The 13,403-nt window shown below is 61.0% G+C and carries 13 protein-coding genes; 8 read left to right on the forward strand and 5 right to left on the reverse strand.

What is annotated here, in order from left to right:
* Positions 1 to 2: 2 nt before the first annotated feature.
* Both AB4P91_RS00115 and AB4P91_RS00120 read left to right on the forward strand, forming a co-directional pair.
* Entirely contained in the window at positions 3 to 1,244 is a 1,242-nt protein-coding gene (locus AB4P91_RS00115) for a transporter associated domain-containing protein (RefSeq protein ID WP_395604066.1), read from the forward strand.
* Between the two features lie 302 nt (positions 1,245 to 1,546).
* Complete coding sequence (locus AB4P91_RS00120) at positions 1,547 to 2,863, forward strand: MFS transporter (protein ID WP_395604067.1); 1,317 nt, start codon at positions 1,547 to 1,549, stop codon at positions 2,861 to 2,863.
* 112 nt (positions 2,864 to 2,975) lie between these two features.
* Here the strand turns inward: AB4P91_RS00120 and purT are convergent, their stop codons facing one another.
* The 5 genes from purT to AB4P91_RS00145 form a co-directional block, all read right to left on the reverse strand.
* Positions 2,976 to 4,157, reverse strand: a complete 1,182-nt coding sequence (gene purT / locus AB4P91_RS00125) for a formate-dependent phosphoribosylglycinamide formyltransferase (RefSeq protein ID WP_150597516.1) — start codon at positions 4,155 to 4,157, stop codon at positions 2,976 to 2,978.
* Between the two features lie 100 nt (positions 4,158 to 4,257).
* The gene (locus tag AB4P91_RS00130) at positions 4,258 to 4,725 is read right to left on the reverse strand and encodes a preQ0 transporter (RefSeq protein WP_150597515.1); all 468 of its coding nucleotides are present in this window, start codon (positions 4,723 to 4,725) and stop codon (positions 4,258 to 4,260) included.
* 244 nt (positions 4,726 to 4,969) lie between these two features.
* On the reverse strand, positions 4,970 to 5,179 hold the full coding sequence (locus AB4P91_RS00135) for a DUF1289 domain-containing protein (RefSeq protein WP_150597514.1): 210 nt from the start codon (positions 5,177 to 5,179) through the stop codon (positions 4,970 to 4,972).
* The gene (locus tag AB4P91_RS00140; protein ID WP_034154816.1) at positions 5,176 to 5,700 is read right to left on the reverse strand and encodes a gamma carbonic anhydrase family protein; all 525 of its coding nucleotides are present in this window, start codon (positions 5,698 to 5,700) and stop codon (positions 5,176 to 5,178) included. Before AB4P91_RS00140 ends, AB4P91_RS00135 begins: the two co-directional genes overlap by 4 nt.
* A 51-nt stretch (positions 5,701 to 5,751) precedes the next feature.
* A complete protein-coding gene (locus AB4P91_RS00145) occupies positions 5,752 to 6,351 on the reverse strand; it encodes a CoA pyrophosphatase (RefSeq protein ID WP_150597513.1) in 600 nt (199 codons plus the stop codon).
* A 146-nt stretch (positions 6,352 to 6,497) separates the two neighbouring features.
* Here AB4P91_RS00145 and AB4P91_RS00150 point away from each other — a divergent pair, with 146 nt between their 5' ends.
* The 6 genes from AB4P91_RS00150 (at position 6,498) to ptsP (ending at position 13,402) form a co-directional block, all read left to right on the forward strand.
* Entirely contained in the window at positions 6,498 to 7,049 is a 552-nt protein-coding gene (locus AB4P91_RS00150) for an NUDIX hydrolase (RefSeq protein ID WP_150597512.1), read from the forward strand.
* A gap of 94 nt (positions 7,050 to 7,143) precedes the next feature.
* On the forward strand, positions 7,144 to 7,659 hold the full coding sequence (locus AB4P91_RS00155) for a murein L,D-transpeptidase family protein (RefSeq protein ID WP_150594923.1): 516 nt from the start codon (positions 7,144 to 7,146) through the stop codon (positions 7,657 to 7,659).
* A gap of 282 nt (positions 7,660 to 7,941) precedes the next feature.
* Positions 7,942 to 8,673: a GntR family transcriptional regulator gene (locus tag AB4P91_RS00160; protein WP_150594924.1), complete on the forward strand. Its 732-nt coding sequence runs from the start codon at positions 7,942 to 7,944 to the stop codon at positions 8,671 to 8,673.
* Between the two features lie 24 nt (positions 8,674 to 8,697).
* Positions 8,698 to 9,804, forward strand: coding sequence for an N-acetylglucosamine-6-phosphate deacetylase (nagA, locus tag AB4P91_RS00165; RefSeq protein WP_150688945.1), 1,107 nt, complete (start codon positions 8,698 to 8,700; stop codon positions 9,802 to 9,804).
* Positions 9,785 to 10,807 carry an SIS domain-containing protein gene (locus tag AB4P91_RS00170; protein WP_395604068.1) on the forward strand — a complete coding sequence of 341 codons (1,023 nt, stop codon included), beginning with the start codon at positions 9,785 to 9,787 and terminating at the stop codon, positions 10,805 to 10,807. Before nagA ends, AB4P91_RS00170 begins: the two co-directional genes overlap by 20 nt.
* Positions 10,808 to 10,885: 78 nt before the next feature.
* Positions 10,886 to 13,402, forward strand: coding sequence for a phosphoenolpyruvate--protein phosphotransferase (gene ptsP / locus AB4P91_RS00175; RefSeq protein ID WP_150688944.1), 2,517 nt, complete (start codon positions 10,886 to 10,888; stop codon positions 13,400 to 13,402).
* Position 13,403 lies beyond the last annotated feature (1 nt).

The raw sequence follows: 13,403 nt of genomic DNA on the forward strand, positions 1-13,403 counted from the left end.
AAATGGACGCTTTGCCCATAGGGCCAATGCTCGCGGTATTTGTCCTGCTGGTTTTATGGTCGGGGCTATTTACCGCCGTCGAAATCGCGCAGCAGCACCTGCTCGCACAACGCACCGCCTCACGCGCCAGCGATAAACCGCTGGCGAAGCTGAGCTTCCCGCTCGACAGCCTGATCCTCTGCAACACCCTTTGCCGTGCGCTCGCGGTGGTGATTGCCACGCTGCTGGCGATTTTCCTCTGTGAAGAAAACGGCCCTTGGGCGGCGTGCCTGGGTGTCGGTGCGGTGTTGCTGGTGTTTGCCGATTATTTCCCGCGCACCATCGCCCGGCGTTATCCGGATGCCGTGCTGGCGTTTGGCAATTCGCTGCTGGCAGTGCCGCTGAAGATCATTTACCCGCTTGCGTGGCTGCTCAGCCGCATCAGCGATTTGCTTCTGGCGCCGCTCGTGCGCAAAGCCCAAGTCGTGCAGCAAAGCGAAGACGATGAGCCGGTCGATCGTCACGCTGATCCGGAGCACCCGGTTCGACCACACCCCGTGTCGGGTATCCACGCGCTGGACAACATTACGGTCAACGACATTCTGGTGCCGCGCAGTGACGTCGACGGTATCAACCTCGACGACCCGATCGAAGACATCATCGAACAACTGCGCAACACCGAACGCACGCGCCTGCCGCTGTTCCACAGTGATATCAATCAGGTTGAAGCCGTGCTCAACACCCGGCACATTCGTCACTTGCTGAACAATAACGACCTGACCCGCGAAGCACTGCTGGCCGCCAGTTACGAGCCGTACTTCGTACCCGAAAGCACACCGCTGCAACTGCAACTGCTCAATTTCCACAAGCAGCAGCGACGTCTGGGCATGGTGGTCGACGAGTACGGCGAAGTGCTCGGCATCGTCACGCTGGAAGACATTCTCGAAGAGATCGTCGGCGAATTCGAAAGCGAGCACAGCCTCGACAATCCGCACATCCACCCGCAAGCCGATGGCCGCATGATGATCGACGGCGCCGCCTCGATCCGTGAGTTGAACAAGTGCCTGGGCTGGCACTTGCCCAGCGATGGGCCGAAAACCCTTAATGGCCTGGTAACCGAGGCGCTGGAAACCATTCCGGAAAGCGCTGTTTGCCTGAAGATCGGCCGTTATCGGCTGGAGATTCTCGAGACCGAGGAGAACCGGGTGAGCAAGGTGCTGATCTGGCATACCTCTTCTGTACCTGCTCTGGTGCCTGCCAGATAGAAGATCAAAAGATCGCAGCCTTCGGCAGCTCCTACAGGGCAACGTATTCCAAATGGGGGAGCTGCCCAAGACTGCGATCTTTGCTCTTGTTCAATCGTTAGCCACCTTCCTATAATCGAGCCGGCTTACCCAAGCCCTGCCGAACCTTGTGCTTACCCCGCACACAACAGGTCTCGACCGTTTGCGCTTCACTCCGACGACTGTTCCTACTCGAAACAGCGCTCGCGTCTCATCCCACATCCCTGGGTGCTCAACCATAATAATTCGCTCCACCGGAGCTCATGACTGTCAGGGATCACCGCATGACGACCAGTACCGCTTTCAGCGAAACCGCACCTGCCCAACCGACCAACTCCGCCACCCGCGTGGCGACGGCGAGTTTTATCGGTACCGCGATCGAGTTCTACGACTTCTATGTCTACGCCACGGCTGCCGCACTGGTGATCGGGCCCGTGTTCTTTCCGCAAACGTCCGGCACCGCGCAGATGCTTTCGGCGTTCCTCACCTTTGGCATTGCCTTCCTCGCTCGACCATTGGGTTCGGCGCTGTTCGGCCACTTCGGTGATCGCATCGGGCGCAAATCGACACTGGTCGCCTCGCTGCTGTTGATGGGCGTCTGCACCACGCTGATTGGTGTGCTGCCGGGTTACGACAGCATCGGAGCCTGGGCACCGATTTTGTTGTGTGTACTGCGCTTTGGTCAGGGCCTTGGATTGGGCGGTGAATGGGGTGGCGCCGCGCTGCTGGCCACGGAGAACGCGCCGAAAGGCAAGCGAGCCTGGTTCGGCATGTTTCCGCAACTCGGCCCTTCGATTGGTTTTCTCGCCGCCAATGGCCTGTTCCTGACGCTGGCCATGACGCTGGATGACGAACAGTTCCGCAGCTGGGGCTGGCGCATTCCGTTTCTGCTCAGCGCAGCGCTGGTGATGGTCGGTCTGTACGTACGACTGAAACTCCACGAAACGCCAGTGTTCGCCAATGCCATGGCGCGCCAGGAGCGGGTCAAGCTGCCGCTGGTCGAACTGTTCAGCCAATATTGGGCGCCGACCCTGTTGGGCGCGGCGGCGATGGTGGTGTGTTATGCGCTGTTCTATATCTCGACGGTGTTTTCCCTGAGCTACGGCGTGTCCACCCTGGGTTACAGCCGTGAGACGTTCCTGGGCCTGCTGTGTTTTGCCGTGTTGTTCATGGCCGCAGCGACGCCACTGTCAGCCTGGGCGAGCGACCGTTATGGACGCAAACCGGTGCTGATCATCGGCGGTGTACTGGCGATTCTTTCGGGGTTTCTGATGGAGCCGATGCTGACCCAGGGTTCGACCTGGGGCGTGGCGCTGTTTCTGTGCATCGAACTGTTCTTGATGGGCGTGACGTTCGCACCGATGGGCGCGTTGTTGCCGGAGCTGTTCCCGACCCACGTGCGCTATACCGGCGCGTCGGCGGCGTACAACCTCGGCGGCATCGTCGGAGCCTCGGCGGCGCCGTTCTTTGCGCAGAAACTGGTGGCGATGGGCGGTTTGAGTTATGTCGGCGGGTATGTATCGGGAGCGGCGGTGATCAGCTTGATCGCGGTGCTTTGTCTGAAGGAAACGCGCAATAACGACCTGAATCAGATTGCCTGACAGACCGCTATCGCGGGCAAGCCCGCTCCCACAGGTTCAGCGGTGTTCACACATTGCGTGTGCAACACGGACCCTGTGGGAGCGGGCTTGTCCGCGATGAACGCGCCTTGGTTTACAGCTCTACAACAACAGCCTGAGCAGCACGGGTCGCCTTGGCACGAGCAGCCTCGATCGACTCATCCCGCGCCAATGCCACGCCCATCCGGCGCTGACCATTCACTTCAGGCTTGCCGAAGAGACGCAGTGCGGTATCCGGCTCGCTCAGCGCAGCACCCAGGTTGGCGAAAGCTGTCTGGGTCGACTGCCCTTCCACCAGAATCACCGCCGAAGCCGATGGGCCGAACTGACGGATCAGCGGCACCGGCAAGCCCAGAATCGCGCGGGCATGCAGGGCAAACTGCGACAGGTCCTGGGAAATCAGGGTTACCAGGCCAGTGTCATGCGGACGCGGCGAAACTTCGCTGAACCACACCTGATCACCTTTGATAAACAGCTCCACACCAAACAGACCACGGCCACCCAGCGCCTCGGTTACTGCTTTGGCAACACGCTCGGACTCCGCCAGCGCAACCGGGCTCATGGCTTGTGGCTGCCAGGATTCCTGATAGTCGCCCTTCTCCTGACGGTGACCGACCGGCGCGCAGAATGTCGTGCCCCCGATGTGGCGCACGGTGAGCAGAGTGATTTCGTAGTCGAAATCGATGAAACCTTCGATGATCACCCGACCTTTACCGGCACGGCCGCCCTCTTGCGCGTAGTCCCAGGCTTTCTGCACGTCATCGCTGCTGCGCAGCAGGCTCTGGCCTTTGCCCGACGAACTCATCACCGGTTTGACGACACATGGGAAACCCAGGTCTTCAACAGCCTTGCTGTAGTCCTCGAAGGTGTCGGCGAAGTGGTACGGCGAGGTCGGCAGGTCCAGCTCTTCGGCGGCCAGACGACGGATGCCTTCGCGGTTCATGGTCAATTGCGCAGCGCGAGCGGTCGGGATCACGGTGAAGCCTTCGGCTTCCAGCTCGACCAGAGTGGCGGTGGCAATGGCTTCGATTTCCGGCACGATGAAGTTCGGCTTCTCGGCTTCGATCACGGCACGCAGGGCGGCACCGTCGAGCATGTTGATCACGTGGCTGCGATGTGCAACCTGCATGGCCGGCGCGTTGGCGTAGCGGTCGACGGCAATCACTTCAACACCCAAACGTTGCAGTTCGATCACCACTTCCTTGCCCAACTCACCACAGCCACACAGCAATACGCGGGTCGCGGTTGGCGACAATGGAGTTCCGATACGGGTCATCTCAGGTCCTCAAAGAAGCGGATCATCGAGGAAAGCGTCGCCATGCGCGCTTTCCATGGGGAGAAAGCGCGGCATTTTACATGAACCCGAGGGTTTGGCTTCAGCTGGCGACGGCCTGTTTGCGATCGCGCCAGGCCATGATCAACCAGACGGCGGTGACGCCGGCAAACTTCGAGACCAGCGCGGTGATGATCACCGGCGGCGTCAGGGCGTCGATCATGCCGAAAAAGATGAAGGTGTCGAGGGGAATGCTCAGCGCCGAACTGATCCACAACCGGTCGCGCAATGGGCGCTTGGTGACGCTGAACACCAGCCAGTCGATGCATTCGGAGACCGCGAACGCCGTGGCGCTGGCCAGAGCGATGGACGGATCAGACGTGACGTAGGACAACACCAGAGCCGCCAGCATGGCAACGATCGCGCCATGGCCGAAACGGGTTTGCACCATGTCTCGCAGCACGAACACCAGACCGCCCCACGCCGACCAGATGATGTCCAGGTGTGGCGCGGTGGAGAAAGCGAAGTTGATGAGTACAACGCTGCTGATGTAGGCGATGAGGAAAATCATGGAGGCGACCTGTCAGATTGGCGCACAGGTTACTGGAGCGGTAGATCAAGAGCCACCCCCTCACCCCAGCCCTCTCCCCCAGAGGGAGCGAGGGGGAAGGGAGCAGATCTTCGCGCGCTTCAAAGCCGGCGCTCGGCTCGGTATATCAGGTCGGCGTATGGCGAAAGACACCTCGGTCCGTCCCCTCTCCCTCTGGGCGGTCCGACGTTTCGGGAAGGCTAGGGTGACGGCATTCTCGAATCGATCACGACTTCGAAGGCATCATCCATACCAACCCACTCGCCTTCGCCCGCTCATGACACAACCCCAACACCACCCGCCGCTCATCGTTATTCATACGGCTCCAGCGCGTAATCTCCTCAACCGTACGTTGGCACCCGGTGCAGATATCAGCCTCATCCAGCGCACAAATATTCACGCACGGCGAGGCGACGGGTCTTTGCGGCGTCGTCATTCTTCCTGCTCAACCAGATCGCGGGCATAACGCTGAGAGTTGTGCACATAGTGGGCGGCGCTGGCTTCGAGCATTTTCTTCTGCGGCTCGGTCAGCTCACGCACGACTTTGCCCGGCGAACCCATGACCAGCGAGCCATCGGGAATTTCCTTGCCTTCCCCAATCAGCGAATTGGCGCCGATGATGCAGTTTTTGCCGATCTTTGCGCCATTGAGGATCACCGCGTTGATGCCAATCAAGCTGTAATCGCCAACCGTACAGCCGTGCAACATGGCGTTATGGCCAATGGTCACGCCAGTGCCGATGGTCAGGGGAAAGCCCATGTCGGTGTGCATCACCGTGCCATCTTGCACGTTGCTGTTCTTGCCGATCAGGATCAGCTCGTTGTCGCCACGCAGTACGGCGTTAAACCAGACGTTGGCGCCCTCTTCCAGCTTGACCTTGCCCACCAGCACAGCGTTGGGGGCGACCCAGCTCTGTGGATGGGTCTCGACACGGGCGTCGCCCAAGCGGTATTTCATCTTGTTTTCCTCAGGGCTCACGGGTGGCCATTCGAACGATGGCTTATGATTTCAGGTGTTGATAAAACTTTTAGGCGGCTGATGCAGGCTGATTTTCGCGTCATAGAGCAGATTGATCAACTCGACGATCATGATCGCCGTCAGCCCCCAGATCTTGTACTCACCGTATCGATAGCTCGGCACGTACCAACTGCGGCCCTGATAGTCGATGCGATGGGTGTGTTCGCGGGGATCTGTACGGAAGAACTCCAGCGGGACGCTGAACACGGCGGCAATTTCTGCGTCGTTGGGCTGGTATTCGACGAAATCGGGGATGACGCCGACATAAGGCGTGACTTTGATACCGTGCAGGGAGATCAGCGGGCTGAGCGGACCGATCACTTCGACCAGGCCTGGCGGCAGGCCGATTTCTTCTTCGGCTTCGCGTAAGGCTGTGAAGATCAGATCGGGGTCTTCCGGGTCGCGACGCCCGCCGGGGAACGCAACTTCGCCGCCGTGGGTCGAGAGGCCGCTGGCCCGCAGGGTCAGCACCAGTTCCGGCTCGCCACTGCGGGTGATCGGCACCAGAACGGCGGCCTCGGGGAAACGTTTGTCGGTCTCCAGCGTGCGCGGTGTGTGGTTGCTTACCCTATGCAGTAGCTCGTCCAGCATGAGTGTTCTCGATCTGTGCCTTACCCTGCATCATGCACCAATCATTGCAGCCGCCCAACCCCCTCGCGGGGCCATGTCGCGAAACGACAACTTGCCGACCGACACCGCTGCACGCCAAGATAGGCGCAGCCTTCAGGAACCCAAGCATGAAATTTTGCAGCCATTGCGGTAACCCGGTGACCCAGCGCATTCCCGAGGGCGACTCGCGATTGCGATTTGTCTGTGACAGCTGTCAGACCATTCACTATCAGAACCCCAATATCGTCGCCGGCTGTGTCGCGACCTGGGGCACTAAAGTGCTGCTCTGTCGCCGCGCCATCGAGCCGCGCCTCGGTTACTGGACCCTGCCCGCCGGTTTCATGGAAAACGGCGAGACCATCGAGCAGGCCGCGATCCGCGAAACCGCCGAGGAAGCCTGCGCCCGGGTGCGCAACCTGAGCATCTATACCCTGATCGACGTGCCGCACATCAGTCAGGTGCATGTGTTCTTCCGCGCCGAGCTGGCCGAGCCGGATTTTTCTGCCGGCCCCGAGAGCCTGGAAGTACAGCTATTCGACGAAGCCGACATTCCATGGGACGAGCTGGCTTTCCGCACGGTGGGGCGTACCTTAGAATGCTTCTTCGCGGATCGGCGTAATGAGGTGTATCCGGTTCGCTCGGAATCGATTCCGCCACTCGCTCAGCCTGCCATCACTTAATCTCGACGCCGACCGGCCGATACACAGGGCGCAGGCGAATTCTGCACAACATTCATCACTCATGTATCTGCGTCACTCTTGGGGAATCGTTTCAATGCGCTGGTTGCTTGCCCTGTTCTGCCTGTCGTTCGTTACGGTCTCGCAAGCGTCATTCGTGACCACCGTGACGCCTTCAAATGCTCCGATGATCGAAAAAGTCCTGGTGCTCAAATCGGCACATCGACTGCAGTTGATCGCCGACGGCAAGCCGCTCAAGACCTATCGCATCTCGCTTGGCAAGGGCGCGAAAAAAGGACCGAAACTGATAGAAGGCGACAAACGTACACCTGAGGGCTTTTATTGGCTCGACTGGCGCAAGACCAGCGAGAAATTCAACCTGTCGATGCACATTTCCTACCCGAACATCACCGATTCGGCCCGCGCCCGCCGTGAAGGCGTCGAGCCTGGCGGGATGATCATGATTCACGGCACGCCGGACACGGAAGAAAATCCCGAAGACCTGCTGCACACCCTGGACTGGACCGACGGCTGCATCGCCATGCGCAACGTCGATATGCGCGAAGTGTGGAATCTGGTGCCGGACGGCACGATGATCGAAATCCGCCCTTAATCACCGACCGCCGGTCACCTGCAAAAAATAAATCAAAAGATCGCAGCCTTCGGCAGCGCCTACAGGGTTGATACCACTTCCTACAGTAGGCGCTGCCGAAGGCTGCGATCTTTTGCTTTTTTCAGTCCAGTCCTAATACCACTTAAAGCCCACCGATCTAAAACCCGCCATTTCATTGGGTTAATGGCCATTTCACTGCGTTGACATGGTATTCAAGTGGTATTAATTTCCGCCCCACAAGCGAGCCACAACAATCCAATACTCGCGCCGGAAATGACCGACATGAATGACCTCCACGTCCTACGCCCCGATGACTCCCAGCCGACGCCGCTGTACCTGCAACTGGCGCGCAACCTGGAAGCGGCGATTCATTCCGGTCAGTGGAAAGCCGAACAGGCGATGCCTTCGGAGCGCCATCTCAGCGAGCAGCTCGGCATCTCCCGAGTCACCGCACGCAAGGCGCTGGAAGTGTTATTCGACCAAGGCCTGATCCGGCGCTTGCAAGGTTCCGGCACGTTCATCACCCCACGCCTGGAACAACCCCTTTCACGCCTTTCCGGCTTCAGTGAAATGCTCCGCCTCAAGGGCTTCGTGCCCAGTTCGCAATGGCTGGAGCGCGAAATAACCCTGCCGACCCACGAAGAACTGATCCGCCTCAGCCTGTCGCCGAACGACAAAGTCGCGCGCATGAAACGCCTGCGCAAAGCCGACGACACCGTGATGGCTATCGAGATGAGCACCCTGCCCGCCTCGATCATGCCCAAGCCGCAAGCGGTAGGCGATTCGCTCTACGAATACCTCGACGGCATCGGCAAACCGATCGTCCGCGCCTTGCAGCACATTCAGGCGATCAACGCCTCGGACGAGTTCGCCGCCCTGGTCGGCATCGCCCCCGGCACCGCCATGCTGCTGATGACCCGGGTCGGCTATCTGGAAGACAACACGCCGATCGAAGTCACCGACACCTATTGCCGCAACGATTACTACGACTTTGTTGCAGAGCTGCGTCGTTAAGAGCAGCCATAAGCGAGAACCAAAATGTCCGAAGACAACATCCTCACCGCCAGCGGCTGGGTTCGCGGCCGGCTGATTCACGAACACGGCAAAGTCGTGTCGATCGAAGGCGAGCCCTGCGATCCGGCAGACAACGACCTGCCGTATCTGCTGCCAGGCTTCATCGACCTGCACGTTCATGGCGGCGGTGGCAAAGACATCATGGAAGGCGCCAGCGCTTTCGAAACCATCACCAAAACCCACGTGCGCTTCGGCACCACCTCGCTGCTGGCCACCACCATGACCGCACCGAGCGCAGAGATTTCCAGCGTCTTGAAAGAGGTCGGCGAGTTCTGCAGGCAGCGCCCCAAAGGCAGCGCGCGAGTGCTCGGCGTGCACCTTGAAGGCCCGTATATCAATCCGGGAAAACTCGGCGCCCAACCGAACTTCGCCCACACCGCGTTGATGGCCGAGGTCGAAGAATATCTGGCGCTCGCTCCGATTCGCGTGATCACCATCGCTCCGGAAATCGCCGGCCACGACGCTTTGATTCGTGAGCTCAGCAGTCGCGGCATCCGCATGCAGATCGGTCACACCCTCGGCAGTTACGAGGAAGGCGTCGCCGCACTGGACGCCGGCGCGACCAGCTTCACCCATTTGTACAACGCCATGAGCCCGCTGCATCACCGCGAACCCGGGATCGTTGGCGCGGCACTGGCCCACGCCAAATTCGCCGAGCTGATTCCGGATTTGCTGCACGTGCACCCCGGCGCCATCCGCGTCGCCCTGCGTTCGATCCCGTGCCTGTATTGCGTCACCGATTCGACCGCCGCCGCCGGCATGCCCGACGGTGAATACAAACTCGGCAGCCACACCGTGACCAAATGCCTGGGCGGCGTGCGCCTGCCCGACGGCACGCTGGCCGGCAGCACGCTGACCATGGATCAGGCCCTGCGCAATCTGGTGAAGATCGGTTTGCCGATTGCCGAGGCTTCGCAACGTCTTTCGCAATTCCCCGCCGACTACCTCGGCATCACCGAGCGCGGGCGCCTTGAACCGGGCGCCTGGGCCGACTGCGTGCGGCTGGATCGCTCACTCACACTGACCGCCGTCATGGTCGAAGGAGAAGACATTGACTTCAAAAATGCTTGAGGAGGCGCTGTCCTCGTTCGAGGCCGTGCAAGCCCAACTGCAACACCTCGACCCGCAACTGATCGAGATCGCCGGGCGTCTGCGCCGTCAGCCGCCGCAAGTGGCGATGACTGTCGCGCGCGGCAGTTCCGACCACGCGGCGAGCTACTTTGCCTACCTGACCATGCAGCAACTGGGCGTGCCCGTGGCGTCGTTGCCGATGTCGGTGGTGACCATGCAGCAGGCGCCGTTGAAGGTCAGCGGCCAGGTCGCTTTTGCCTTCTCGCAATCGGGTCAGAGCCCGGATCTGGTCAACAGCCTGCGTCTGCTGCGCAAGCGTGGCGCGCTGAGCGTGTCGATGGTCAACGCCGCCGATTCGCCACTGGAAGCCGCGTGTGAATTCAGCGTGCCGCTGCTCGCCGGCACCGAAAGCAGCGTCGCCGCGACCAAGAGTTTTATCGCCACCCTCAGCGCCAGCGCCCGTTTGATCGCGCACTGGAAAGAAGACAGCGAACTGCTGGAGGCGCACAACGCCCTGCCCGAAGGCTTGCGTGCAGCAGCCCAGCAGGACTGGAGCGTGGCCATCGACGCCCTGCGCGATTGCGAACGCCTGATGGTCATCGGCCGTGGCGCCGGTTTTGCCATTGCCCAGGAAGCGGCATTGAAGTTCAAGGAAACCTCGGCGATCCAGGCCGAAGCGTTCAGCAGCGCCGAAGTGCGTCACGGCCCGATGGCGCTGATTGACGAGCACTACCCACTGTTGGTGTTCGCTCCACGCGGTGCCGAACAGGCCGGGCTGCTGAGCCTTGCAGCCGAAATGCGCCAACGCGGTGCCCGGGTGTTGCTGGCCGCGCCAGATGACGTGAGCGAACGCGACCTGACCCTGACCCGCGCCGAACACCCGGCCCTCGACCCGATTCTGGCCATCCAGAGTTTCTACGTGATGGCCGCAGGTTTAGCCGTGGCCCGAGGCATGGACCCGGATCAGCCGCGCCACCTGAGCAAAGTGACGCGTACGCATTAACCACAGATACACAACTCTGTAGGAGCTGCCGCAGGCTGCGCCTACAGGGGCCAGCGAATTTCCTGATGAGACCGAGCCATGCAAAACAACAACAATAAAGAGCTGACCCTCAGCGCCCCGCTCAGCGGCCCGGTGCTCACGCTCGCCAAAGTCCCGGACGCGGTGTTCGCCAGCGGCGCGATGGGCGATGGCATTGCCATTGATCCACTCAACGACACCCTGTATTCGCCATGCGCCGGGGTGATCATTCACGTCGCCCGCACCGGCCACGCCCTCACCGTGCGCGCCGACAATGGCGCGGAAATCCTTCTGCACCTGGGCCTCGACACCGTTGAACTGAACGGCGAAGGCTTCTCGATGCTGGTCAAGGAAGGCGTGCGGGTCAGCAACGGTCAGCCGCTGTTGCGCTACGACCTGGACAAAGTCGGCCAGCAGTGCAAAAGCCTGGTCAGCCTGTTGATCCTGACCAACAGCCAGGATTTCCAGGTGCTGCCGATCACCCTCAAAGCGGTGAAAGTCGGTGAGCCGTTGTTGCACATCGTGGCGCGCAACGCTTCGGCGGCGAATGCAGAAGAAATCGCCGGGCCTGAGGTTAACGGTCATGTGCTGGTTGCGCATCGAGGCGGTTTGCACGCGCGCCCCGCGGCGCTGATTCGTCAGACGGCGCAAGGTTTCAAAAGTCAGTCGCAGCTGCATTTCGCCGGCAAATCGGCGCCGTGCAACAGCCTGATCGGGTTGATGGCGCTGGCGATCGGCGAACAGGATGAAGTGCACGTCAGCTGTCAGGGACCGGACGCTGAAGCCGCGCTGCAAGCGTTGCTCTGCGCATTGGCCACCGCACTGCCGGATGATCATCACGCCGCCGCACCTGTGCGCGTTGCATCCCCCAAGCGCCCGGCCGAGGCTGGCGTGTTGCAGGGTGTTTGCGCCGCACCGGGTTTGGTCGGTGGGCCCTTGTTTCGCTTGAACACCATCAACTTGCCAGCGGATGCCGGCAACCATGATCTGCTGGAGCAGCAGCAGAAACTTGAGGCTGCGCTGATTCAGGTGCGCAACGAAATCAACGGCACCCTCGCCCACGCGAAAAACCAACGTAACGCCGACGAAGAAGCCATCTTCGCCGCGCATCTGGCATTGCTGGAAGACCCGGCCCTGCTCGACGCTGCACAGCAATCCATTAACCAAGGCAGCGCAGCAACTCACGCCTGGAGCCAGTCGATTGATGTCCAGTGCGAAGTCCTGCAACACACAGGCAGCGCGCTGCTGGCCGAACGCGCCAACGATCTGCGCGACCTCAAGCAACGCGTGTTGCGCGCCCTCCTCGGCGAGGCCTGGCACTACGACGTACCGGCTGGCGCCATCGTCGCTGCCCATGAACTGACGCCGTCGGATCTGCTGCAACTCAGCGCCCAAGGTGTCGCCGGTTTGTGCATGGCCGAGGGCGGCGCGACGTCTCACGTGGCGATTCTCGCGCGCGGCAAAGGCCTGCCCTGCATGGTTGCACTAGGTTCAGCACTGCTCGATCAACCACAAGGCCAAGCGGTGGTGCTGGATGCCGATGGCGGTCGCCTCGAACTGACGCCGAGTGCTGATCGACTGGCCGAAGTCCAACAAATGCAAATCGAACGCCAGCAACGTCGTGATGCGCAGCAAGCCAAAGCGCATCTGCCGGCCGACACCCGCAACGGTGTGACCATCGAAGTCGTCGCCAACGTCGCCTCCAGCGCTGAAGCTGAAGACGCCTTCGCCAACGGTGCCGATGGCGTCGGCTTGCTGCGTACCGAATTCCTTTTCGTTGATCGCCAGACCGCACCGGACGTTGAAGAACAACGCTGTGCCTATCAAGCCGTCATCGATGCGATGGGTGACAAATCAGTGATCATCCGCACCATCGACGTCGGTGGCGACAAGCAACTCGATTACCTGCCGCTGCCCGTCGAGGCCAATCCAGTGCTCGGTCTGCGCGGCATTCGTCTGGCTCAGGCGCGGCCGGAAATCCTCGATCAGCAACTGCGTGCGCTGCTGCAAGTCAGCCCGTTACAGCGTTGCCGGATCCTGTTGCCGATGGTCACTGAAGTCGACGAACTGCTGCACATCCGTGAGCGCGTCGAGACGTTGTGCCTTGAACTGAACATCACGCAACGCCCGGAAATCGGCGTGATGATCGAAGTCCCCGCCGCCGCATTGCAAGCCGAGCAACTGGCCGAACACGCAGACTTCCTGTCCATCGGCACCAACGATCTTTCCCAATACACCCTGGCCATGGACCGCGACCACGCCGGCCTCGCCGCAAGGGTCGATGCCTTGCACCCGGCGCTGCTGCGCCTGATCGCCATGACGTGCGAAGGCGCGGCGGTGCACAAGCGTTGGGTCGGTGTCTGCGGCGCCCTTGCCTCTGACCCGCTGGCGACGCCGGTGTTGATCGGCCTCGGTGTCACCGAATTGTCGGTGAGCCCGGTGCAGATCGGTGAAATCAAGGATCGCGTGCGTCAGTTGCACGAAGCCGAATGCCAACGCCTCGCCCGCGACCTGCTCAAGCTGAGCAGCGCCGCCGCGGTGCGTCACGCCTGCCACCAACACTGGCCTCTGCGCTAAT

Origin of the sequence: Pseudomonas sp. B21128, assembly GCF_044218865.1 — a bacterium.
Lineage (GTDB): Bacteria > Pseudomonadota > Gammaproteobacteria > Pseudomonadales > Pseudomonadaceae > Aquipseudomonas > Aquipseudomonas iridis.

Excerpts from the sequence above, each read along its gene's own strand:
- AB4P91_RS00135 (WP_150597514.1), bottom strand. The coding sequence starts at position 5,179 with ATGACGACGCCGCAAAGACCCGTCGCCTCGCCGTGCGTGAATATTTGT.
- AB4P91_RS00140 (WP_034154816.1), bottom strand. The coding sequence starts at position 5,700 with ATGAAATACCGCTTGGGCGACGCCCGTGTCGAGACCCATCCACAGAGC.
- nagA (WP_150688945.1), top strand. The coding sequence starts at position 8,698 with ATGTCCGAAGACAACATCCTCACCGCCAGCGGCTGGGTTCGCGGCCGG.
- ptsP (WP_150688944.1), top strand. The coding sequence starts at position 10,886 with ATGCAAAACAACAACAATAAAGAGCTGACCCTCAGCGCCCCGCTCAGC.
- AB4P91_RS00150 (WP_150597512.1), top strand. The coding sequence starts at position 6,498 with ATGAAATTTTGCAGCCATTGCGGTAACCCGGTGACCCAGCGCATTCCC.
- AB4P91_RS00155 (WP_150594923.1), top strand. The coding sequence starts at position 7,144 with ATGCGCTGGTTGCTTGCCCTGTTCTGCCTGTCGTTCGTTACGGTCTCG.
- AB4P91_RS00130 (WP_150597515.1), bottom strand. The coding sequence starts at position 4,725 with ATGATTTTCCTCATCGCCTACATCAGCAGCGTTGTACTCATCAACTTC.
- AB4P91_RS00115 (WP_395604066.1), top strand. The coding sequence starts at position 3 with ATGGACGCTTTGCCCATAGGGCCAATGCTCGCGGTATTTGTCCTGCTG.
- AB4P91_RS00120 (WP_395604067.1), top strand. The coding sequence starts at position 1,547 with ATGACGACCAGTACCGCTTTCAGCGAAACCGCACCTGCCCAACCGACC.
- purT (WP_150597516.1), bottom strand. The coding sequence starts at position 4,157 with ATGACCCGTATCGGAACTCCATTGTCGCCAACCGCGACCCGCGTATTG.
- AB4P91_RS00145 (WP_150597513.1), bottom strand. The coding sequence starts at position 6,351 with ATGCTGGACGAGCTACTGCATAGGGTAAGCAACCACACACCGCGCACG.
- AB4P91_RS00160 (WP_150594924.1), top strand. The coding sequence starts at position 7,942 with ATGAATGACCTCCACGTCCTACGCCCCGATGACTCCCAGCCGACGCCG.